This is a genomic window from Phyllobacterium sp. TAF24 (genome assembly GCF_052113785.1).
GTDB lineage: Bacteria > Pseudomonadota > Alphaproteobacteria > Rhizobiales > Rhizobiaceae > Phyllobacterium.
This window is the reverse complement of record NZ_JBFRDN010000015.1, coordinates 86,967-110,033: the sequence shown is the minus strand read 5'-3', so window position 1 is coordinate 110,033 and position 23,067 is coordinate 86,967. Positions and strand designations below refer to the sequence as shown.

18 protein-coding genes are annotated in these 23,067 nt (G+C 52.3%); 1 reads left to right on the top strand and 17 read right to left on the bottom strand.

The features are described 5' to 3' along the window. Nucleotides 1–7 precede the first annotated feature (7 nt). The 14 genes from nuoK to AB4Y96_RS14620 form a co-directional block, all read right to left on the bottom strand. On the bottom strand, nucleotides 8–316 hold the full coding sequence (gene nuoK / locus AB4Y96_RS14685; protein ID WP_091883761.1) for an NADH-quinone oxidoreductase subunit NuoK: 309 nt from the start codon (nucleotides 314–316) through the stop codon (nucleotides 8–10). Nucleotides 317–329: 13 nt separating this feature from the next. Further along, entirely contained in the window at nucleotides 330–950 is a 621-nt protein-coding gene (locus AB4Y96_RS14680) for an NADH-quinone oxidoreductase subunit J (RefSeq protein WP_091883762.1), read from the bottom strand. A gap of 169 nt (nucleotides 951–1,119) precedes the next feature. Beyond that, a complete protein-coding gene (gene nuoI / locus AB4Y96_RS14675; RefSeq protein WP_091883764.1) occupies nucleotides 1,120–1,611 on the bottom strand; it encodes an NADH-quinone oxidoreductase subunit NuoI in 492 nt (163 codons plus the stop codon). An 11-nt stretch (nucleotides 1,612–1,622) separates the two neighbouring features. After that, nucleotides 1,623–2,666 carry an NADH-quinone oxidoreductase subunit NuoH gene (gene nuoH, locus AB4Y96_RS14670; protein ID WP_441918226.1) on the bottom strand — a complete coding sequence of 348 codons (1,044 nt, stop codon included), beginning with the start codon at nucleotides 2,664–2,666 and terminating at the stop codon, nucleotides 1,623–1,625. A gap of 17 nt (nucleotides 2,667–2,683) precedes the next feature. After that, nucleotides 2,684–4,765 (bottom strand): NADH-quinone oxidoreductase subunit NuoG, encoded by a 2,082-nt coding sequence (gene nuoG, locus AB4Y96_RS14665; protein ID WP_441918225.1) that lies wholly within the window; start codon nucleotides 4,763–4,765, stop codon nucleotides 2,684–2,686. Next, complete coding sequence (locus AB4Y96_RS14660) at nucleotides 4,765–5,076, bottom strand: pentapeptide repeat-containing protein (RefSeq protein ID WP_441918224.1); 312 nt, start codon at nucleotides 5,074–5,076, stop codon at nucleotides 4,765–4,767. The genes nuoG and AB4Y96_RS14660 overlap by 1 nt, the downstream gene beginning before the upstream one ends. A gap of 1 nt (nucleotide 5,077) precedes the next feature. Next, a complete protein-coding gene (locus tag AB4Y96_RS14655) occupies nucleotides 5,078–5,677 on the bottom strand; it encodes an NADH-ubiquinone dehydrogenase (protein WP_441918223.1) in 600 nt (199 codons plus the stop codon). A 12-nt stretch (nucleotides 5,678–5,689) separates the two neighbouring features. Then, nucleotides 5,690–6,994, bottom strand: a complete 1,305-nt coding sequence (nuoF, locus tag AB4Y96_RS14650) for an NADH-quinone oxidoreductase subunit NuoF (protein WP_441918222.1) — start codon at nucleotides 6,992–6,994, stop codon at nucleotides 5,690–5,692. Nucleotides 6,995–7,060: 66 nt separating this feature from the next. Next, entirely contained in the window at nucleotides 7,061–8,230 is a 1,170-nt protein-coding gene (locus AB4Y96_RS14645) for an NADH-quinone oxidoreductase subunit E (RefSeq protein ID WP_441918221.1), read from the bottom strand. Continuing rightward, entirely contained in the window at nucleotides 8,230–9,420 is a 1,191-nt protein-coding gene (locus tag AB4Y96_RS14640; RefSeq protein WP_091883774.1) for an NADH-quinone oxidoreductase subunit D, read from the bottom strand. Before AB4Y96_RS14640 ends, AB4Y96_RS14645 begins: the two co-directional genes overlap by 1 nt. Before the next feature lie 42 nt (nucleotides 9,421–9,462). Continuing rightward, complete coding sequence (locus AB4Y96_RS14635) at nucleotides 9,463–10,071, bottom strand: NADH-quinone oxidoreductase subunit C (protein WP_441918220.1); 609 nt, start codon at nucleotides 10,069–10,071, stop codon at nucleotides 9,463–9,465. Between the two features lie 9 nt (nucleotides 10,072–10,080). Next, nucleotides 10,081–10,662, bottom strand: coding sequence for a NuoB/complex I 20 kDa subunit family protein (locus AB4Y96_RS14630; protein WP_091883776.1), 582 nt, complete (start codon nucleotides 10,660–10,662; stop codon nucleotides 10,081–10,083). Next, nucleotides 10,653–11,018 (bottom strand): NADH-quinone oxidoreductase subunit A, encoded by a 366-nt coding sequence (locus AB4Y96_RS14625; RefSeq protein WP_091883778.1) that lies wholly within the window; start codon nucleotides 11,016–11,018, stop codon nucleotides 10,653–10,655. Before AB4Y96_RS14625 ends, AB4Y96_RS14630 begins: the two co-directional genes overlap by 10 nt. 441 nt (nucleotides 11,019–11,459) lie before the next feature. After that, on the bottom strand, nucleotides 11,460–12,671 hold the full coding sequence (locus AB4Y96_RS14620; protein ID WP_441918219.1) for an MFS transporter: 1,212 nt from the start codon (nucleotides 12,669–12,671) through the stop codon (nucleotides 11,460–11,462). A 235-nt stretch (nucleotides 12,672–12,906) separates the two neighbouring features. Between AB4Y96_RS14620 and AB4Y96_RS14615 the strand changes: the two genes are divergently transcribed. Continuing rightward, nucleotides 12,907–14,295, top strand: coding sequence for a glycosyltransferase WbsX family protein (locus tag AB4Y96_RS14615; protein WP_441918218.1), 1,389 nt, complete (start codon nucleotides 12,907–12,909; stop codon nucleotides 14,293–14,295). Nucleotides 14,296–14,373: 78 nt separating this feature from the next. Here AB4Y96_RS14615 and AB4Y96_RS14610 read toward each other — a convergent pair whose 3' ends face one another. From AB4Y96_RS14610 to AB4Y96_RS14600, 3 genes are all read right to left on the bottom strand, one after another. Continuing rightward, nucleotides 14,374–19,218: a hypothetical protein gene (locus tag AB4Y96_RS14610; RefSeq protein WP_441918217.1), complete on the bottom strand. Its 4,845-nt coding sequence runs from the start codon at nucleotides 19,216–19,218 to the stop codon at nucleotides 14,374–14,376. A gap of 519 nt (nucleotides 19,219–19,737) precedes the next feature. Then, nucleotides 19,738–20,913, bottom strand: coding sequence for a class I SAM-dependent methyltransferase (locus tag AB4Y96_RS14605; protein ID WP_441918216.1), 1,176 nt, complete (start codon nucleotides 20,911–20,913; stop codon nucleotides 19,738–19,740). A gap of 611 nt (nucleotides 20,914–21,524) precedes the next feature. Further along, nucleotides 21,525–22,637, bottom strand: coding sequence for an acyltransferase family protein (locus AB4Y96_RS14600; protein WP_441918215.1), 1,113 nt, complete (start codon nucleotides 22,635–22,637; stop codon nucleotides 21,525–21,527). Nucleotides 22,638–23,067 lie beyond the last annotated feature (430 nt).

Below are 23,067 nucleotides of genomic sequence, written 5' to 3'. Positions count from 1 at the left end.
GCCCCCGTCAACCTTTCATCATGTTGACGTCTTCCACGGCAATCGACCCACGATTGCGGTAGAACACGACGAGAATAGCAAGTCCGATGGCCGCCTCAGCGGCTGCAACGGTCAAGACAAACAATGCAAAAACCTGTCCAACCAGATCCCCCAGAGCGGCGGAGAACGCCACGAAGTTCAGGTTGACCGCAAGCAGGATCAATTCGACCGACATCAGGATGACGATCACGTTCTTACGATTGAGGAAGATACCAAAAATCCCCATCGTGAACAGCAGCGCGGAAACTGTCAGATAATGTGCGATACCGATTACCATCATGGCGCTCCTGTCAAATACCCTTGCCCGTTTCGACCTGCTTGACCTCGATGGCCGTCTCGGGCGTGCGTGCGACCTGCTGCGAGATGTTCTGGCGCTTCACGCCTTCCTTGTGGCGAAGCGTCAGCACAATCGCGCCGATCATGGCGACCAGAAGCACGAGACCGGCAATCTGGAAGTAATAGATGTAATCCGTGTAGAGAATGTCGCCGAGCGCTGCCGTGTTGGTGCGCGTCGCCACATCAGGCGTTGGCTGAACGACAACCCGTCCAATGCTCGGCGCGAAGATCGATCCGCCGAGAACAACGATCAGTTCAACCGCCAAGATCATGCCGACGAGCGCGCCAATGGGTGCATATTGTAATGCACCGCGCTTCATCTCGGTAAAGTCCACATCCAGCATCATCACGACGAAGAGGAAGAGGACGGCCACCGCGCCGACATAGACCACAAGAAGGATCATCGCCAGGAATTCAGCACCGGTCAGCAGGAAGAGCCCCGCCGCGTTGAAGAAGGCGAGGATGAGAAACAGCACGGAGTGCACGGGATTACGCGCCGCAATCACCATGAACGCACTGGCGACGGTGATGAAGGCGAAGAGATAAAAAAACGCCGCCGCAATACCTGTCAGCATGGGTTCCCCCGATTTCCATTCCGGCAGACTGTTCTGCCATTTTTAAAGCGATTCACGGAAGCTTCCGCGTATTCGCAGCCTCTTAACGCATGTTCCTGCCGGGTAGAAGCACCCTGCCCTAAGACACATGCGCGCACTCGGATGAGACGACGCCCCATCCACTCAATTCTTACCGGTACGGCGCATCCATTGCGATGTTCCGGGCCAGTTCGCGTTCCCAGCGATCGCCATTGGCGAGCAGCCGGTCCTTGTCATAATAAAGCTCTTCACGGGTTTCCGTGGCGAACTCGAAATTCGGACCTTCAACGATGGCATCAACAGGACAGGCTTCCTGACAGAAGCCGCAATAGATGCACTTCACCATGTCAATGTCATAACGCACTGTGCGGCGCGTTCCGTCATTGCGGCGCGGGCCAGCTTCGATGGTGATGGCCTGTGCCGGGCAGATCGCTTCGCAGAGCTTGCAGGCAATGCAGCGTTCTTCGCCATTGGGATAGCGGCGCAGCGCGTGTTCACCACGGAAACGCGGGCTAAGCGGTCCCTTTTCGTAAGGATAGTTCAACGTCGCCTTCGGCGCGAAGAACTGCCGCATCGACAGGAAGAATGCCCCAACGAATTCCGCCAGCAGGAGCGATTTAGCAGCTTGTGCGAGTTGTGCCATGCTGATTCTCCTTACGGTGTCAGGCCGGTGATTTTAAGAAAGGCCGCGGTTGCGATGACCATGAAGAGCGAGATCGGCAGGAATACTTTCCAGCCCAGACGCATCAATTGATCATAGCGGTAGCGCGGAACGAATGCCTTCACCATGGCGATCATGAAGAAGACGAAGAAAAGCTTGAGCATGAACCAGATGATGCCGGGTACCCAGTTCAGGAACCATACATCAACCGGAGGCAGCCAGCCGCCGAGGAACAGGATCGTGGTCAGTGCGCACATCAGGGTGATGGCGACATATTCACCAAGGAAGAACAGCAGGAACGCAGTCGACGAATACTCGATCATATGACCGGCAACGAGTTCCGATTCCGCTTCAACCAGATCGAAAGGCGGGCGGTTGGTTTCGGCAAGCGCCGAGATGAAGAAAATGATGAACGTCGGGAACAGGCCGAGCCAATGCCAGTCCAGGAATGTGTTTGGCAGGCCGACCATCGTGCCAAGGCCCGTTTTCTGCGACAGGACGATATCCGTGAGGTTCAGCGAACCGACGCAGAGCAGAACGGTGACAATGACGAAACCGATGGAGACTTCATAGGAAACCATCTGTGCAGCAGAGCGGAGCGCACCGAGGAACGGATATTTTGAGTTCGATGCCCAGCCGGCCATGATGACGCCGTAGACTTCCAGCGATGAAATGGCGAGCACATAGAGAATGCCGACATTGACGTTGGCAATCGCCCAGCCTTCATTGACCGGGATGACCGCCCAAGCAGCCATGGCAAGCACCGAGGAAACCAGTGGTGCCAGCAGGAAAATGCCCTTGTTGGCGCCAGATGGAATGATCGGTTCCTTGACCACGAACTTCAGAAGATCGGCAAAGGACTGCAACAGGCCGAACGGGCCAACCACGTTTGGACCACGGCGCAACTGAACGGCCGCCCAGATCTTGCGATCCGCGTAAAGCAGGTAAGCGATGATCAGCAGCATCACCACGAGCATCAGCACTGATTTTCCAAGGATAATCAGCAGCGGCAGGATGTAGGTTGCGAAAATTTCCATATCAGTCTCTTCCCCGCCTACTCGGCCGCCTGCTTGAACCCGCCCTTGGCCAGCGCGGAACATTCAGCCATGACGGCGGAAGCGCGGGCGATCGGGTTGGTCAAGTAGAAGTCTTGCACTGGCGATACGAAGGCCGTCTTTTCAACGGTGCCCGATGCATTGGCCAGTTTCTGGATATCGGCAGCGTCACCGGCCTTGATGGCGTCGATGACAGCCAAATGCGGGTATTCTGCATAAAGTTTGGCGCGCAGTGCGGCCAGCGTGTCGAATGGCAGCTTCTTGCCAAGCACATCGGACAGTGCGCGCAGGATCGCCCAATCTTCCTTGGCATTGCCGGGCGCAAAAGCAGCACGGCTGGTCATCTGCACACGGCCTTCCGTGTTGACGTAAGTGCCGGATTTTTCCGTATAGGTCGCACCCGGCAGGATTACGTCGGCATTGTGTGCGCCCTGATCGCCGTGGGTACCGATATAAACGGTGAAGGCACTGCCTTTGTCCGCCCAGTTCAACTCATCGGCACCGAGCAGGAACAGCACATCGAGTGCGCCCTTCATTTCGGCAACCGACTTGCCGCCCTCGCCCGGCACGAAACCGATATCGAGCGCACCAACGCGGCTGGCAGCAGTATGAATAACCCCGAAACCGTTCCAGTCATCGGCAAGTGCGCCAGTGTCCGCAGCGATCTTGGCGGCAAGCGCCAGAACCGCATTGCCATCCGCACGGCTGAGAGCGCCCTGCCCGATGATAACGATCGGCTTCTTGGCCTTCTTCAGCACCGCATGGAATTTCAGCGAACCATTGGCAAGTTCCGCCAATGTATCGGCACCGGCACCGAGATATTCGTAGTTGAAGCGCAGGTCCGCCTGTTCGCCGATCAGTGCAATCGGAATACCGGCAGCGCGCCAGCGCTTGCGCAGACGCGCATTGAGCAGCGAAGCTTCATAGCGTGGGTTGGAACCGATGATGAGGATGGCATCAGCATCTTCAATACCGTCAATGCTTGGATTGAAGATGTAAGACGCGCGGCCATTGGCGGTGTTCAGCACCGTTCCGTCCTGACGTCCGTCAATATTGGCAGAGCCAAGCGAGGTAACGAGCTGTTTCAGCGCATACATTTCCTCAACGGTGGCAAGATCACCGGCAATCGCGCCAATCCTGTCGCCTGTCGTCTTGGCAATAGCAGCCTTGATTGCGTCGAAAGCCTCCGGCCAGCTTGCCGGAACGAGACGGCCATCCTTGCGAATATAGGGGCGGTCAAGGCGCTGGGTGCGCAGACCATCCCAGATGAAGCGGGTCTTGTCGGAAATCCACTCTTCGTTGACGGCCTCATTGACGCGCGGAAGTACGCGCATCACTTCGCGGCCACGCGTATCGACGCGGATCGATGAGCCGACAGCATCCATCACGTCAATGGATTCGGTCTTGGTCAATTCCCACGGACGCGCCTGAAAAGCATAAGGCTTCGATGTCAGCGCACCGACTGGGCAAAGGTCAATCACATTGCCCTGCAGTTCCGATGTCATCGCCTGTTCGAGATAGGTGGTGATTTCGGCATCTTCGCCGCGACCAATGAGGCCAAGCTCGGAAATACCGGCAACTTCCGTCGTGAAGCGAACACAGCGGGTGCAGTGAATGCAGCGCGTCATCACCGTCTTGACGAGCGGTCCGATATACTTGTCTTCAACGGCGCGCTTGTTTTCCTTGTAGCGCGATGCACCGATACCAAACACCATGGCCTGATCCTGTAGATCGCACTCGCCGCCCTGATCGCAGATCGGGCAATCCAGCGGGTGGTTGATCAGCAGAAATTCCATCACGCCTTCGCGGGCCTTCTTGACCATAGGCGTGTTGGTGAAAATCTCCGGAGTTTCGCCATTCGGGCCCGGACGCAGATCGCGCACGCCCATGGCGCAGGAAGCGGCAGGCTTGGGTGGTCCGCCCTTCACTTCAATCAGGCACATGCGGCAATTGCCGGCGATCGACAAACGCTCATGGAAACAGAAACGCGGCACCTCGGCACCCGCCGTTTCCGCAGCCTGCAGAAGCGTGTAGTGATCCGGTACTTCGATTTCCCTACCGTCGACTTTGATCTTTGCCATTATTCTTCTCCGGCACGGGTTGCCGCTTCATAAGCTTCAAACAGATCTTTCAGGGGAACGCCATTGATCGTCATTCCTGCGAGCATGGCGTTTTCGATCTTAACATTGCTCATATTAACATTTGTGAACAAGCTATTGGAAAGGTTCACATCTTCAACTTTTGAATTGCTGAGGTTCGTATTACCGATCCGCACACAAGACAGGTTGACGTTGTTAAATCCGGTGTTCGACAGATTGACATCGTCAAAGATGGAATTGGTAATCACGCATTCGCGTACATCAAGAACATCGCGCCTGGAATGTATCTCCATTTTAATGCCCCCCTGATGAGGTCTGGAGAGCTTTGGCCTGCGCCGTCCACTCATCCCGCACGATACGTCCGCCAAACTTCAAATGATCATCGATCCGGGCGACTTCTTGCGCCGACCACGCCGCAATCTGCGCATAGGTGTAGACACCAAGGCCGTTCAGAACCTGTTCCAGCTTTGGACCGACACCCGAAATCCGCTTCAGATCATCGGGCACAACAGATTTTTCCGTAGCAACCAGCTTTACCGGTGCAGCGGAAACAGTGACCGGAACTTCAGCAGCCTTGACGGTAACGGCTTTGGGAGCAGTTTCCACCGACTTCTTGCGTATGATCGTCTTCAATTCAGCAACATCTGGTGCTTGTTTGGCATCAGCCTCAGGCAAAGTACCTAGCGGCTTCAATTTTGTATTGGCATCAAGCACACCGGCCAGAGCACCGGCCCACAGGCCCCACATCTGGCTGGCAATACCGAGACTTAAAACAGACGCAGCCGCCAGCGCGCCCATGGGCGGCGTCAGCAGATTGGCAGCCGGAACGATCTGCTTCGGCATCACTGCCGACCAGTCTGCGCCCGGTTTTTTGTCTGTCTTGTTATCCGGCATGTCCCCTCAACCCTACTCTGCTGCAACAAGCACGGGGCTTGTCGAAGAAGCATTGCGTGTGAATTCATCAATGCGGCGCTCGATCTCAGGACGGAAGTGCCGGATCAGACCCTGCACCGGCCATGCAGCCGCGTCGCCAAGCGCGCAGATGGTGTGGCCTTCGATCTGCTTGGTCACGTCGAGCAGCATGTCGATTTCGCGCTTCTGCGCATTGCCGACTGCCATACGTTCCATGACGCGCCACATCCAGCCTGTGCCTTCACGGCATGGTGTGCACTGGCCGCAGCTTTCATGCTTGAAGAAGTAGGACAGGCGCGCAATCGCACGAACGATATCCGTGGATTTATCCATGACAATAGCCGCAGCCGTTCCGAAAGACGACTTGACGTTGCGCAGGCCATCGAAATCCATAGGGCAATCGATGATATCCGCAGCCGGAACAACCGGGCAGGATGCACCGCCGGGAATAACCGCCAGCAGATTGTCCCAACCGCCGCGAACACCGCCCGCATGCTTATCAACCAGTTCGCGGAAGGTGATGCCCATGGCCTCTTCAACCGTGCAGGGACGATTGACGTGGCCGGAGATCATGAACAGCTTAGTGCCGACATTGTTCGGACGGCCAATGCCGGAGAACCACGCAGCACCACGGCGCAGGATGGTCGGGGCAACGGCAACGGATTCAACATTGTTGACGGTTGTCGGGCAGCCATAAAGACCCATATTGGCCGGGAATGGCGGCTTCAGGCGCGGCTGGCCTTTTTTGCCCTCAAGGCTTTCCAGCAATGCGGTTTCTTCACCGCAGATGTAAGCGCCAGCGCCGTGATGGACGTAAATGTCGTAGTCCCAGCCGTTCTTGTTGTTCTTGCCGAGCAGCTTGGCATCGTAGCATTCGTCAATGGCCGCCTGCAGCGCTTCACGCTCGCGGATATATTCACCGCGAACATAGATGTAGCAGGTGTTGGCACCCATGGCGAAACCGGCAATCAGGCAGCCTTCGATCAGCGTATGCGGATCATTGCGCATGATATCGCGGTCTTTACAGGTGCCCGGCTCGGATTCGTCTGCATTGATAACGAGATAATGCGGGCGGCCATCGCTTTCCTTGGGCATGAAGGACCACTTCAAACCCGTCGGGAAGCCGGCACCACCACGGCCACGCAGGCCAGAGGCTTTCATCTCATTGATGATCCAGTCACGACCCTTGGCGATGATTCCCGCTGTGCCATCCCATTGGCCGCGTGACATCGCACCCTTCAACGATTTGTCGAAAAGGCCGTAAATATTGGTGAAGATGCGGTCTTTGTCAGCGAGCATATCGCACCCGTCCTACTCTCTTCGTCCATTCTCCAGCGAAAACGCCTATCGTTTCCGCCAATGATATTATCTCGGCTTTTTGCCGAAAACCTTGATGTACTCGGCTTCGCCGCCCTTGGCCAAGGCCTTGGCCTGCTTCACCCAGTCGTCGCGTTCGATACGGCCCTTGAAATTCAGGTAACCATCAACCCATTCGCGCTCAGCCTTTTTCCAGCTGGCGACCTGGGCATATGTGTAGATGCCAAGCTCGTGCAGAATGCCTGCAATCTTCGGACCAACGCCCGCAATCAACTCCAGATCGTCTACGACGGCTGGCTTTTCGATTGCTGCGGGGCGGTTCTTGTCCTCAAGCGAAACGGCAGGAGCTTTGATTGACTGCACCGATGGCTTTTCGCCCAGTGAACCCTCGGCAATTTTGGGGTTCTTGATCGCACGCGCCGCAGCAGGTGTTGGTTCAGCGGGCTTTGATGCCGCATCTTCCGATGCCTTTGACGCTTTGACCTTCGATGGCGACTTGATCGCCTCACTGGTGGTCACATCATGCGTTACTGGCTTGGCCGCATTGGTTGGCGGGACGGCCGCGCCATTGGCAGCTTTCGCCGCAACCTTTGGCTTGGCAACGCCATTGCCACCGGTAAGGGATGTACGCTCGCCAATAGGAGCCGATAGATGACGATCAATCTGCGGTCCCGGGGTGATCGTGTCACCCTCGCCAGCCTCAAACGCGTCAATGATTTCTTCGAGACGTTCCGGCGTCAGATCCTCATAGGTATCCTTGAATACCATGATCATCGGAGCGTTGACGCAGGCGCCGAGGCATTCCACCTCTTCCCACGACAATGTGCCTGATGCGTTGAGTTCAAACTGATCATGATGAATGCGATGCTGGCAGACCTTTTTCAGATCTTCCGAACCGCGCAGCATGCATGGAGTTGTGCCGCAAACCTGGATATGGGCGCGGGTTCCGACCGGCTTCAGCTGGAATTGCGTGTAGAACGTCGCAACTTCCAAGACACGGATCAGCGGCATGTCGAGCATGATTGCAACATGTTCGATTGCTGCCTTGGTGACCCATCCATCCTGCTCTTGCGCACGCATCAGCAATGGAATGACAGCCGACTGTTCGCGGCCCTTGGGATATTTCTTGATGGTCAGCTTGGCCCAGGCAGTGTTTTCGCGATTGAACGCAAACGCTGTTGGTTGGACGCTATCTTCTGCAAGACGACGGACGGACATTAGCGATCAACCTCACCAAATACGATATCGAGCGAGCCGAGGACAGCAGAGACGTCGGCCAGCATGTGACCACGACACAGGAAGTCCATGGCCTGGAGATGGGCAAAGCCCGGAGCGCGCAGCTTGACGCGATACGGCTTGTTGGAACCATCGGAGACGAGGAACACGCCGAATTCGCCCTTTGGCGCCTCGACGGCGGCATAAACTTCACCGGCTGGGACGTGATAGCCCTCAGTGTAAAGCTTGAAGTGATGGATCAGCGCTTCCATCGACCGCTTCATCTCACCGCGCTTCGGCGGAACGATCTTGGCCGACATATTGGAAACAGGCCCTACCCGCTCCTTGCCGAGCAGGAGATCGACGCACTGGCGCATGATGCGAACCGACTGGCGCATTTCTTCCATGCGGATCAGATAACGATCATAGCAATCGCCGTTCTTGCCGATCGGAACATCAAATTCCATCTCGGAATAGCATTCATAAGGCTGCGACTTGCGCAGATCCCATGCGGCACCCGAACCGCGCACCATGACGCCGGAGAAACCCCATGCCCATGCATCTTCCAGTGTCACAACACCGATATCGACGTTGCGCTGTTTGAAAATGCGGTTCGGGGTGATCAGGTCATCAAGGTTCTTGACGGTCTGCAGGAATGGGTCGCACCACTTGCCGATGTCTTCGACAAGTTTATCAGGAAGGTCCTGATGCACCCCACCGGGACGGAAATAGGCCGCATGCATACGGGCACCACAGGCGCGCTCATAAAACACCATCAGCTTTTCGCGCTCTTCAAAGCCCCAGAGCGGCGGTGTCAAGGCGCCAACGTCCATGGCCTGCGTGGTCACATTGAGCAGATGCGAGAGAATACGGCCGATTTCCGAGAAAAGAACGCGGATCAGCTGACCACGCTTGGGCACTTCAATGCCGAGCAGACGTTCGACAGCCAGCGCATAGGCATGCTCCTGATTCATCGGCGCCACATAATCGAGACGGTCGAGATAGGGCACGGCCTGCAAATAGGTCTTGGCTTCCATCAGCTTTTCAGTGCCGCGATGCAGAAGACCGATATGCGGGTCAACGCGTGCGACCACTTCGCCATCCAATTCCAGCACAAGGCGCAAAACACCGTGTGCCGCAGGATGTTGCGGGCCAAAGTTAATGTTAAAGTTGCGGACGCTGTGTTCAGTCATATTTCGCTTCCTGGCGTCTTACACATCTGTATTCGAGCGCACTCAGTTCACCTTCGCCTTCTCATCACCGGGCAGCACATAATCAGTGCCTTCCCAGGGTGACTGGAAGTCGAAATTGCGGAATTCCTGCCGCAGTTCCACAGGCTCATACACCACGCGCTTGACCTCATCGTCATAACGGACTTCGACGAAGCCTGTCAGCGGGAAGTCCTTGCGCAGCGGATGTCCTTCAAAACCGTAATCGGTCAGGATGCGGCGCAAATCCGGATGACCGGAGAACAGCACGCCATAGAGATCATAGGTCTCGCGTTCGTACCAGTCAGCACCCGGATAGACAGGCGTTGCTGATGGCACCGGCGTATCCTCGTCGGTTGCTACCTTCACACGAATGCGCAGGTTCTGGCGCGGGGACAGGAGATGATAAACCACATCAAAGCGATGCGAACGATAGGGATAATCCACACCACTGATATCAATCAGCGAGATAAACTGGCACTGCACGTCATCACGTAGGAATGTGAGCGTATCGATCAGCGCACCCGTCTCGACTTCAACAGACAGATCGCCATAGGCAAGTGCTACGGATTTCAGCGAAGAGCCCAGCTTTTCCGTGAGATAACCGGAGAGTTCATTCAATGCTTCTTCAAACATCGCCCTCTCCTATCGCTCGATTGTGCCGGTGCGGCGGATTTTCTTCTGCAGCATCAGAACACCGTAAAGCAGCGCTTCCGCAGTGGGCGGACAGCCAGGCACATAGATATCAACCGGCACAACCCGGTCACAGCCACGCACCACAGAATAGGAATAGTGATAGTAACCGCCGCCATTGGCACAGGAGCCCATTGAGATGACATAGCGCGGCTCTGGCATCTGATCGTAAACCTTACGCAGCGCCGGGGCCATCTTGTTGGTCAGCGTACCGGCTACAATCATCACGTCGGACTGACGCGGTGAAGCGCGCGGCGCAAAACCGAAGCGCTCGCCATCATAACGCGGCATCGATGTGTGCATCATTTCGACCGCGCAGCATGCCAAACCAAAAGTCATCCACATCAGCGAACCGGTACGCGCCCAGGTAACCAGTGCGTCCGCGGATGTGACAAGAAATCCCTTGTCGGCAAGCTCATTATTGATCTCACCAAAAAACGCATCATCGGAACCCAGAGGCTTGCCCGTATTGGGGTCAATAATACCTTTGGGCCTCGGTGCAACGAGGGTGGTGTTGCTGTCGGTCAATCCCATTCCAGCGCTCCCTTTTTCCACTCATAAATAAAGCCGATTGTCAGAACGCCGAGGAAGATCATCATCGACCAGAAACCGAACCAGCCGATCTTGCTGAAGGCAACGGCCCACGGGAAGAGGAAGGCTACTTCCAGATCGAAGATGATGAACAGAATCGAGACAAGATAGAAGCGGACATCAAATTTCATGCGGGCATCATCGAATGCGTTGAAGCCGCACTCATAGGCCGACAATTTTTCCGGGTCTGGCGACTTGTATGCGACCAGAAAAGGCGCAACCAACAGTGCCAAACCGATTACCAGCGCTACCCCGATGAAGATAACGATGGGCAGGTAGGAACTTAAAAGCTCGTTCATGATCCGACTTTTTCCGCCTTGTGAACTCAGGCTGACAAGAATGCCATGTTATGCACATGACTGCCACATATACGCGACAGACCGCCCCGGCTTTAACACCGCTGCGATGCGGCGAGGGTTAGCGCGTTAGCGCCATGCGCGCAAGTGCAACAATCGCCCCAGTGTCACCCCGATTTGGTCACCATTGCGTGACGCAGATCAGTAAAAAGCTGCATATTTTGCTGTTTTCCGCCAGTTTAGCCCGCAAAACGCAGCTGAATCGCTCTTTAGAATGATATTAATGTGCCTTGCCGGCCTGTTCGTCCGCGACGTGGTTTTTAGAACTGCGACATTCGGTCCTATAAACGATTTAGGGCAAAATACAGATATTCTGCGCGCAGCAAAACAACACTCGCACCAAGGCGCGAATGTTGTTTCACCAACTCTGGGAAAGAGGGGCGCTTAAAGACCCGCAAGTGGCTCGAGACTGAGCCTTTCACCCTCTTCGGAAACATATTTCTTCTGCTGCGCCTTGCGGTCCAGCAGCAGCGACCAGATCGCCACACCGAGCCCCAGCAAAGCCAGCATCGCTCCCACAAAGGGAAGATTCTGATAGGACACACCCCATGTCAGCGCCGCGCCACCGACCCAGGCACCTGCGGCATTGCCGGCATTGAACGCCCCCTGATTGAGCGTGGCTGCCAGATTGGGCGCCTCACTTGCGGTTTCGACGACTCGCATTTGTAATGGCGGCACAATAACGAAAGTCAGAATGCCCCAAAGAAACACCACCGCAATCGTGGCCGCCGCCATACCGCTGACTTCAGCAAGCAAGGCATGGGTGAACACTACAGTGACCAACGTGCCGATAACGGTCGGCATCAACTTCCAGTCAGCAAGCCTGCCGCCGATAACATTGCCGATGGTCATACCAGCGCCAAACAGCAACAGCACCCATGTGACCGCCGAGGTGGATATGCCTGATACGTCGGTGAGAATAGGCTTTATATAGGTAAAGACGGCGAAGAGGCTGCCGGAGGCGAGCGCCGAGATCAGCATGGCAAGCCAGACCTGCAGTTTCCCGAGAACCTTTATCTCGCTCAAAATGCCCCCGCCCTTATCTTCTTCCTTAGCCGCAGGCACCAGCAGCGCAATGGCGATGACCGCGGCTATACCAATGGCGACAACGGCAAAGAAGGTCGAGCGCCAGCCATAGACCTCGCCCAGTGCCGTGCCCGCCGGAACGCCGAGAATGTTGGCAAGTGTCAGACCGGCAAACATCAGCGCAATGGCGCTGGCGCGCTTGTGGCGGGGCACGAGGCTGGCGGCGACAACGGAACCGATACCGAAAAATGCACCATGGCCGAATGCCGTGACCACACGGGCGATCATCAGCATCCAGTAATTGGGGGCGATGGCACAAAAAAGATTGCCGATAACAAACAGCATGGCGAGGCCGATGAGAACCGGCTTGCGTGGCAGYGATGCAGTGGCGATAGCGATGATGGGCGCACCGATAACGACGCCAAGGGCGTATCCGGTGACGAGCAGGCCCGCATGGGGAATGGTGACATTCAGATCAGCGGCCACCTCGGGCAGAAGCCCCATGATGACAAATTCGGTTGTACCGATGCAGAACGACGCAATGGCAAGGGCAAGAATCGGCAAGGGCATAGATGGCAACCATCAGAGCTGGAGTAAGAAATGACGATGCCTAGCCCAAGAAGGTTTCACAATTGTTCTTTGTGCAACGCAGCAATGCATTTATGTGGGGATGGGAAGTCCCCTGAATAAGCGACCAAATCGAATCATTCGATCCTTTAGGTCGAGACTGGCATTCCAAGTCACTCTGAATTAAGACGGCATAATCAAAGTCGAGTACGGTCGACCTACTTAGGGAAAGTTTTAAGTGACGGAATTAACGACGGACGCATCGTTTATGGCCTTCTCTGGACTGAATGAGTCCGGTTCTCACGACACCGCTGTTGTCAGGGATGCTTCCAAACTCATTGCATTTTATCTCCCTCAATTTCATCGCGTGGCTGAAAACTCCGAATGGTGGGGGCCTGGTTTTACCGAGTGGATGAATGTGGCGCGTGGACGTCCAAACTTTGTAGGCCACTATCAGCCGCATATCCCGCGGGAACTGGGCTTCTACGATCTTAGCCAAACTGCGGTAATCGCCGAACAGGCTGAACTCGCCAGGTTATATGGCATCCATGGTTTCTGTTTCTATCATTATTGGTTCAGCGGCCGACGCATTCTGGAACGTCCAGCAGAGAACTTTCTCAAGTCTGATATCAATATTAACTTCTGTTTATGCTGGGCCAACGAGAATTGGACCCGCACGTGGGATGGCGATACCAAGAGCGTGTTGCTTGAGCAAAAATATGCGGAAGATGACGCAGAAAATTTCATTGAAAGTCTGATCGAGTATTTTCAGGATTCCCGATATATTAAAGTCAACGGCAAGCCGCTCCTCGTTGTCTATCGAGCCAAACAAATACCTGATCCAAAAAAGACATTTGCGAAGTGGCGCGAACTGGCAAAACAACATGGTTTTTCTGATCTTCATATAGCAGTAGTCGATTTTTACGATATATCCTCGCCGGAAGAGTGTGCAGCGGACGCGCTGGTTGAATTTCCTCCCCATAAATTCAATAGCCGTAAAAGCGTGCCGGAAAACCCGCCAAAAGTGGTTAATCCGGAATTCACAGGCAATCTCGTAGATTACCACAAAATGATTGCGCAAAGCGCTAACCGACCGACACCCCCATTTACACTTTATCGTGGCATCATACCCAGTTGGGACAACACAGCTCGGCGACAAAACACGCCTACGATCGTCGTCAACGCCAATCCCGATCTTTACCAGGAATGGTTGAGCTTTCTTCGAACATATACCCGTCAAGAATCAAAGGGAGCTGAGAATTTCATCTTCATCAATGCCTGGAATGAATGGGGTGAAGGCTGCCATCTTGAGCCAGACCAAAAATGGGGTCTATCGTATCTCGAAGCCACATTGCGATCCTCGTTCTATCATCCCAGCAATCCAGCAACTGAATCCTTGGCAGCAGCGCGCGAAGCTCTATTTGCGAAAACAGAAGAACTCATTTTGGTGCAGCATGGCAAGCAGATCACAGATGAAGCTGAAGCGCGTGCAACAGGATTGGCATTGGCACGATACCGCCCTCCCAACCCGATTGTGCAGCAATTTTCCGCCATTCTGATCAAATGGCCCTTCGTTCATCGGATTGCAAAGCGCGTATATTCGATGATCTCACACATACGAGGTTAATCTGGCTGTTGCGGTTTACCAACCTACCCAGTCCCATATGCTTTTGCTTTGACCCGAACATGGTAATTTGCTGTTTGATCAGAACTGCATGCGGAACTGAGCTGTTACCGAACCGCCGATAATATTCTCGCCGTACTGAAAATCACCGCGCACGCTGCCGATGACAAGCCGGTCCACACCGTTGATCTTGCCTGTTAATGCTAGAAGATTGGCACCAAAACTGACTTCACCGTATGTCTTCAGACGATCTGTCTTGACTGGTAGAACAACTGGATTGGAACTGCTTGGATCCATTGTTAGTGTTGCATCAATATCACCAGCAAAGTCATGGTAGGCCGTCGCTGTGACGAATGGAGACAGGCGGATGCGGTCGTCCTTGAAGAAGAAATTCCGGGAAACAGTAATGCCGCCAAAACCAATCAAGCTCTCCACATCGGAGAATCGAACACGTGCCTCATTCTGGTTAAGCAGGATATTGCGCGGGACCAGCAGGTCATCCGTGCTGCTCTTTGAATAGGTAAAGCCGGTAGCAGGAATAAACGACCAATCCTTATACGGAAGCGTATAGGAGGTTGAACCGCCAATCGACATACGCTTGCCTTCGACATCGCCGCCCTTAATTTTGAAGATCGGGTCGTCAACGTTGACGGTGTAGTCCATCAGTTCCTGACGCACCTGCAAATCAATGAAGAACGGTCCCTTGGTATAGGCAGCGTAGGCACCATAGAACACAGAACTGAAATCCGTAGTGTTCGCAAAGTTCTTCTGATCGGACTTACCAAAAATCTGACCGCCAGTGATGCCGAAATTAACGTTACTGCCAGTGTCCTGGATGTTGAAGAAACCGCTATCCAAGCCTACCTGATAGCCGTAATAGCTTGTCTCGATCGTTGCAGGTGCCTCCACAGAAGTACCATCAGGCTGATAGATCGTACCCTTGGTATCGATTTTGGACATGCCGCCATTGGTTCTGATCCACGGAGCAAGTCCGAACTGGTTCTTGTCAGGATCAACCGGCGCTGAGATCAAACCGCTCGATGGCTTGAAGAACGATGAACCGATAACGTTCTGTGCCGCGATAAAGCCGGAGACCACACTACTTGCGGCTGTACCATTAATACCGGAACGAATGACAAAACGCGAAGGATCGCTCCCTGATCCACCAATGCGGGCGACATCATACTGCACGATGCCACCTGATGGCAGGCCTTCAACGGTTACCGTTCCGTCTCCGCCCTTAGCTGCATCCAAAACAAGGATCGTTTTGCCGAAGGCAGTCGGAGCCTGGCCCGCAGTGAGAGCATTCAGTTTCAGATTGGTCGTTCCCATCAACACGCCGCCAACGGTGACAGCATCAGCCGTCGAGTTGTCAAAATTGACGTCAAGAGCGATATTTGAGCCGGCGTGTCCGATATAGTCACCGGAAATTGTCAACTTGTCACCGACGGCACCGTTTACCAGACTAATTTGGCCGCCAGCGTTGTTTTCAAAGCGCTCAAGACCGTTGAGCTGGGTATTACCAGTGGCTTTTATCAACCCCGAGTTCTGAATGACATCGTTGCTGCCCAGCAAATTTGACACGCTGGAATTCCCCATGTCCCACACGCCACCCGACATATTGTTGACAAGTGTTTGCGCGCCAGTTCCTGACGACAGCATACCCTGCATCTGCCCACCAACGTAATTATTGAGGACCGCCTGACCGGCAACATTGTCGAGTAACGTCAAACTGGCAGCATTTCCTGATGCGGATTTGATCGTTGAATAATTGTCGAATGTCACCACACCGGTGCTATTGCTTCGCAATGCGGTTTGCCCGGCAGTGATATCTTGATCAAGCAAAGCGTGGGAATTTGTTGTTTCGCCCTTGAAAGAGATAGCAGTATCCGTGGCGGTCAAAGCCCCACCAAGATCAAGTTCCATAGCACCGTTGCCAGTGGTTTCAAGAGCGACAGCGTTATTACCGCTGATTACATTGCCAGTCTTGACGGAAATATTGCCAGCTTGTGATTTAGCGAAAACACCGTAACTGCCGCCGTTCAGTGCACCGCTGCCAGCAATCGTCACATTTCCGCCAACAGAGCCAGCGGAAATAGCAGCTCCAGACGTTCCCGCAACCGCACCGTTCGCAGTGATATTTACGTTGCCGGCTCCTGTAGCATTAGCGCTGATACCAGCTGCGGCTGCCACAGCGCCCTTGGTTTGGACATCGATCTGTCCGGTCTGTGAAGAGGCCAGGACACCGTAAGAGCCGCCCTGTACATTATCAAGAGCTATGACTGAAACATGCCCGCCTGCAGAACCCGCTGAAATCCCGGCACCCGATGTACCCAAGACCCCGCCGCTTGCTGTTACAGTTACATTGCCAGCACCCGTATTGTTGGCGCTGATGCCGTTTGCTCCGGATACTATTTTGCCGGCCTTTACGTCGATCTGACCGTTCTGCGAAGACGCCAAGATGCCGTAAGAACCGCCTTGTACATTATCACGAGCAGTAACTGAAACATTGCCACTCACAGAACCGGCCGCAACCCCGGCACCGGATGTACCCAATACCCCACTGTTTGCAGTAACCGTTACGTTACCGGTGCCTGTATTATTGGCACTGATGCCATTTGCACCAGATACGACCTTATCCGCCTGTACGTCAATCTGACCGTTCTGCGAAGAAGCAAGAATCCCGTAAGAACCGCCTTGCACTATGTCATGGCTTGTAACAGAAACGAAACCATCTACTGAGCCTGCCGAGATTCCAGCACCAGTTGTGCCTCCTACCGCTGCGTCAGCTACAATATTTACATTACCACCACCTGCGGTCGTGGCGTCAATTCCTGCCGTTCCAACTACAGTCGCGCTGGTGCGAATGGTGATGTTCCCGGTCGTCTCCCGAGCGGTGATTGCCGTACCAGTTGCGGTGCCGATAGGACTGTCGCCACTTGTGGAAATATTAATACCTTGGCCGGTGGTGTTCCACACATTGATGCCATTTTGTGAGAGAGCCGAAATGGTTCCCCCCATTGCTCTGACATTAATGTCGGCAATCACGTTACCGAAATTGATCGTACCGCCGGTCTGACCAAAGGCTTTGGTCGTTACACGATCAGCTCTATCCAGAGTGCCACCACTCAACAAATATGTATCCGTCTTTACACGTCCATCCATCGTACCTGTGCCGGATTGCTCGTAGAGTGAAGTCTCAACGGTTCCGTGCATATCTGCGGCATCCTTCTGCTGGACACTGCCGCCAACAGTTTTGATGGTGCCATTAGAGCGAATTATGGCACTACCGCTAAGGACAGCTGTTTCACCGGTTACAGTGCCTGCAAGAGCACCGGCAGAAATATTGTAGTGTGTTGCCTTGATATTATCGCTATCGATCGTGCCTTGTTTTTGGTCAAGCGTCGTTGCCGTGACTGTACCGGTCAGAGAACCACCGGAGAAGGTATATGTCGCCGTGGTGGCCGTACCATTCATTATTGTCCCAATAGACTGGGTGATGCTCGTAGCAGCATTGATTGTTCCACTGGATCTGATAATCCCAGAGTCGCTGATTACGGCATTCTGTCCAGTAACAGTCCCCGTCAACGCACCAGCGGAAATATTATAATTCGTTGCATTAATATTATCGCTCTGAATGGTCCCTTGTTTTTGATCGAGGGTTATCGCATGGACGGTACCTGTCAGAGTGCCACCGGAGAACGTATAGGTACTCGTCGTTGCATTCCCAGCCATGGTGCCAGTGGATTGGGTAATACTGGTGGTAGCATTAAGGGTGCTGCCCGCAACGACATTTCCACCGCCGGTTGTCATCGTCACGGTATCCGCATTAACTGTTCCAGTAAGCCTACCAGAGGCGGACAGGTCATAGGCATTCACATTTGCCGTTCCCGATAGCTCTCCACCGGTCTGAGTATAAAGTGGTGTCTTGGCCAGTAACGTACCTACTGTGCCAGCCATTGTTCCGCCGGATTGGGTAATACTGGTGCCAGCATTGAGGTGCGCGCCCGCATCGACATTCCCATTATTCTTTATTGTTGCTGTATCTGTATTGACGGTTCCGGTCAGTTTACCATCGCCAGACAGATTATATGCATTCACATTTGCAGTTCCTGACAACTCGCCGCCGGTCTGAGTATAAAGCGGGGTCTTGGCTCCAGGCGTGCCCACTGTGCCAGCCATTGTACCACCAGATTGAGTAACACTTGTACTGGCATTTAATTGCACGTCAGCAGCAACAGTTCCGCCATCGTTAATTGTTGCCGATCCAACACCTATCGTGCCGTTCTTTATGGTTCCGCCGTCAACACTTAAACCGCCATCTTGCTGCTGGGTTGTGCCGCCAAGATCAAGCGTTCCACCTGATATCACTGTAGATCCTGTTGTAGCACCCAGTGTTCCACCGTCTTTGAGCAGAAGCGTTCCTTCTTCGACGGTTGTTCCCCCTTGATAGGTATTATTGCCGGAAAGAATAATTGTTCCTTTGTCCTGTTTTACAAAGCGAGATGATGCATCACCTGATATCTGGGCGTTGATTTCGCCCGTTATGCCCTGACCGGCTTTAAAATTGTTTGACGAATCAAACAGTTCATTTGTCAGCTTTAAACCATCGGCTGTTGTAGCTGATTTAATCTGGTATCCATTAACATTGAACGTCACACCGCCAATGGATTGCACACCACCTACGGTGACGATTCCAGTTCCGGGTGTACCTTGAAAAACAGCAGTATCGCGATTTGTACTTGACCAAGCAGTATTAACTTGCCCGAGTGAACCGGTCCAATTTGTTGTGGTGGAGTCCCAAGTTCCAGGACCACCATTTATAACCCCATTTCCAGTTGTATTGCTGCCATCCCAATACCGATTATCAGCGCGGGCCCCCTCAGGAGGCAAGACACCCAACCCCGCCGACAACAAACCGGACACCAGAGCAAACCGGGAAAGATTTGTCGTTGACCAAAGCTGGCTAACGTAATTCTTCCGCCGAGGTTTCCTGCGAGCGCAGCAATCGGAAGCCATGTTTTGTTTCTTCAATGAAGTGGATTTCATTTTGACCAAAAGTTAGGAGAGAGCAAATCAAGCTATTTTCTTCGCGCAAGTTACACAAACGCAATGGAGTACTCAACCCGAAGATGCACTTACATCACACTAGTTGCAATTATGTGTCGATCTCATGCCTATACTTTAGTCCGTTAAAACGAACAAAAGTTGCACCACACCATAATGCGCTCATCGTATAATCTGGACCGAAGCTAAAACACTAGAACGAACCAGCTAAATCCGCAGAAAAGCACCCATCTATCCTTAAAAAGCTGAATGAACACGTCGGAGCGACAACGCTCTGCTGTCAATACGCCAAGAAAATTTTCTACGACGAGTTGGTTCTATTGTCTATGTCACATCACTTTCCAACGTCAGCTGGAATTCGGCACCCAACTTCCCGACTCAATTAGGCCAAATTGATTTCAACATAGACGACAATATTCTTAGCGGCTTGGTTATCGCCCAAGAGGTACTGGATAATAGTTGAGATACACGCGTGCTGAGTTGTTCAATTTGCAACTCCTTGGCTTGGATATCTGCTTCACGGGCATCGAGCGCTGCCTGCTGTTCGGCAAGCTCCTGATGCACCGCCTCAAGCTCGGTTGCTCTGTACACCATTTGAGAGCTTAATTCCGTGTTCTCAGAGTTTAATTGCGTGTTCTCAGACTGCAGTTGACCTACTTCTGCGGCGATTTCAACGATCTCCTGCCGGATCTTTACATTTTCAGACTTCAGTTCAAGAGCTTTTGATGAAATTTCAATAAATTCCTTTTGTATATCAGTAGCTTGCTTGAGTTGCTCGTGGGATACGACTAGTTTTCCGTCGCTTTTATCTTGTGACGCTATTGTTTCTATTCGGCCCACAACCTCAAAAATTTTACCCGATACCAATCTCTCATTTAGAACCGAGCGGTCAGCTTTGCGAATTACGCAAATAGAATTAGCAAACGACATCTCCGCTATTTCGAACTGGCTCTCTGGTAGATAGACACCATAGCGATCGGCGTAAGGTTTAAGATAATCAAAATCTTCTGATGGCTCCTTCCAGAAATCCTTACTCAGTAAATCGGTAAGCAATTTCAAGAATCCCATTGAGCTTAACTGGAGATCACTGCCGCCACCAAAATCTGGCCAGTATGAGCTATGGAGGTCTTCAATAACGTACAAGCCTCCCGGACTTAATTTTGGAAAATATAATACAAATGAACGAATTACATCCTCAACTCGATGCGACCCATCATCAATAATGATATCAGGCTCTCCGAGCTTTTCGGTTATTTTCTGCGAGGTTTTGAGATCACTTGCGTCGCCGATAACCACGTCGATTCGCTGATCGGCGAATTGCAATTTTGCACATGCCGCATCAATATCGCACCCTAGAATTCTGTGGGCCTTGGGGAAAAACTGCGCCCATATCTCAAGCGACCCACCATTCTGGATGCCAATTTCCAGCAGATTGATTTCTTTCTCACGAAGAGATTCAAACTGCTTTTGATAAATCTCAAAATATGAGAGCCACTTATCCGAGCCAAACCCATGGTGTTGGTCAAATAGCTCTCTCAATGACTTTTTCTTCATATCACATTCCGATTACAAAAGAGATTGCTAAAGCATCGTGGTAACTGATGATACCCAGATGCACCTCTGATCCTTCCGATCTTGACTATCAGAAAAGGATAAAAACGTGGCAATTGGAAGCTACAAGGACAAATGTCCAATATAGCGTCGGCTGATTCACCCAGCATCATAGGTATTGCACATCAATTGGCGAAATATCTTTGACAAAATCCTCAGAGAATAATCGATTGTGCCATTAACTCGCGCTAATGCCGCGTACTTCGAGAAACCGGCGTACGTGTTAATTCTCACCAACGAATCGCCTCAGCGTATCAAGTATACTGCTCTATCGTAGCTAGTATTAACACGACAAAAGGCAAGTCAAACTCTACGGCCACCCCGGACATCACGCAACACAAACAATAAGCACGGGTCAGACCGGATAAAACTATAATTGGTCTCCTCAGAATTGAACACAAACGCAACTCAGCCTTCCGTTTGCCTCTTTCGCTGATGAAAATGAACGTAGAACTCCGTATGACAAGAGGTACGATAATAGTGTCTGTTGTTCAATTTCGCGATAAGAGTTTCCTGCTCGAGAAGAAGCGCATCTGGCACAGTCGATTGGAAGGTTACGCAGCGTACTCTTCTACGGAACCATTTAACTGCCTCTGGTCGGCCCTCGACACAAAATAACGTTTCAACTGCAGGAAACGCTTTTCAACGAGATAAAAGGACAAAACAGCCAAAACGAGTGTGACAGCAAAATTGTAGCCTAAAAGCTGCCATGGTCGCGGTTCCAGTTTTTGCAAAAACATTAATGTTGGGAAATGCCATAGATATAGGCCGTACGAAATTGTCCCGAGCCAAACGACGATCTTGTTCGATAATATCGAGTTTGTCAGACCGGTACGACGATAAAGAACATTGAGGATCAATATTACAGCTGCAATCTGCACAATAGTAAACCCGATAAGATTTGCAAACCTCGACAATTGATCAACAAACATCGCATGTAGAACTAGGATTACCACGCTCACCGGTGTCCAAAATCTTAGAGAAATTGGCATCTTCTGGCGGCACAGTTCATCTATTCGGGCTGAGGAGAGAGCAAAAGCCAGTAAACAACCCGCCAGCAGATCATCTGCTCGGGTATCAAAGCCGTTATAAATCCGATCTGTGCTGACTCCTTTAAAAGTAAGAATATATCGGATCACAATCGAAGCAATGAGCAATATTGAGGTACATATGATTTTTGCTCTAAGCGTCGGCAGCCGAAAAAGGCCTATGCAAATCAGTGGCCAAACAAGATAGAACTGTTCTTCCACTGAAAGCGACCAAGTATGATCAAGGACATTGAATCGTGCCCAACCAAACGCTCTCGACCAGTTCATTAAATACAGTGCAGTGAATACGCTCGCCTGGAGATCATCATGTGGGCTCATTAATGTGAAAACGAAATGGCTAAATAATAGGAACGCTATCACTACCAGCGCGAGAGCTGGAAAGAGGCGCAATGCGCGCTTCGCATAGAAATTTCGAAAATTGAGGCGTCCCGTTTGCTCCAATTCCGCAGAAATTATGGATGTGATCAAAAAACCACTCAGCACAAAGAAGACATCAACGCCAAGAGAACCGCCGGGTAGTGAAAGTACTTTAGCGTGATACACGATTATCAGCAGGGCAGATATTCCACGCAATCCATTCAAGCCGGGTATAAATGTACCCGCTACGCTCTTTGTCATAAAAAATCCTGGTTCGTTTACGGGCAGTTGCTGATCCAGTACTCCATGCCCTGATCAAATTCAATCATGGCAATCACTTCTCTTTCAATGAAAACATTTGTAGAACAAAACACCATTGCAACTGCTTTCACTAAATATTTCGAAATTTGAAAAGGTAGACGATTTCAGCAGTGGGGAAGGCAAGCGGGCCGCGAGTCTACATCTTGTGAACGACAAATGTTCAATTATCATCACTTCGAGAGAAGCTACCGGCGAACATAAATGTATAAATACTTACTATATTATCGCACGTTATTACTTCATTGCTCTTGCAATGTCCGACTAAATCCTCGCGTTATACGATGAACTTTTAGTTTACAAAAAATAGAGTCTCGACAACAGAGCGAGAGACGTTTGATTTCAGGCATGCATTGGTAATGATCGGGAAATA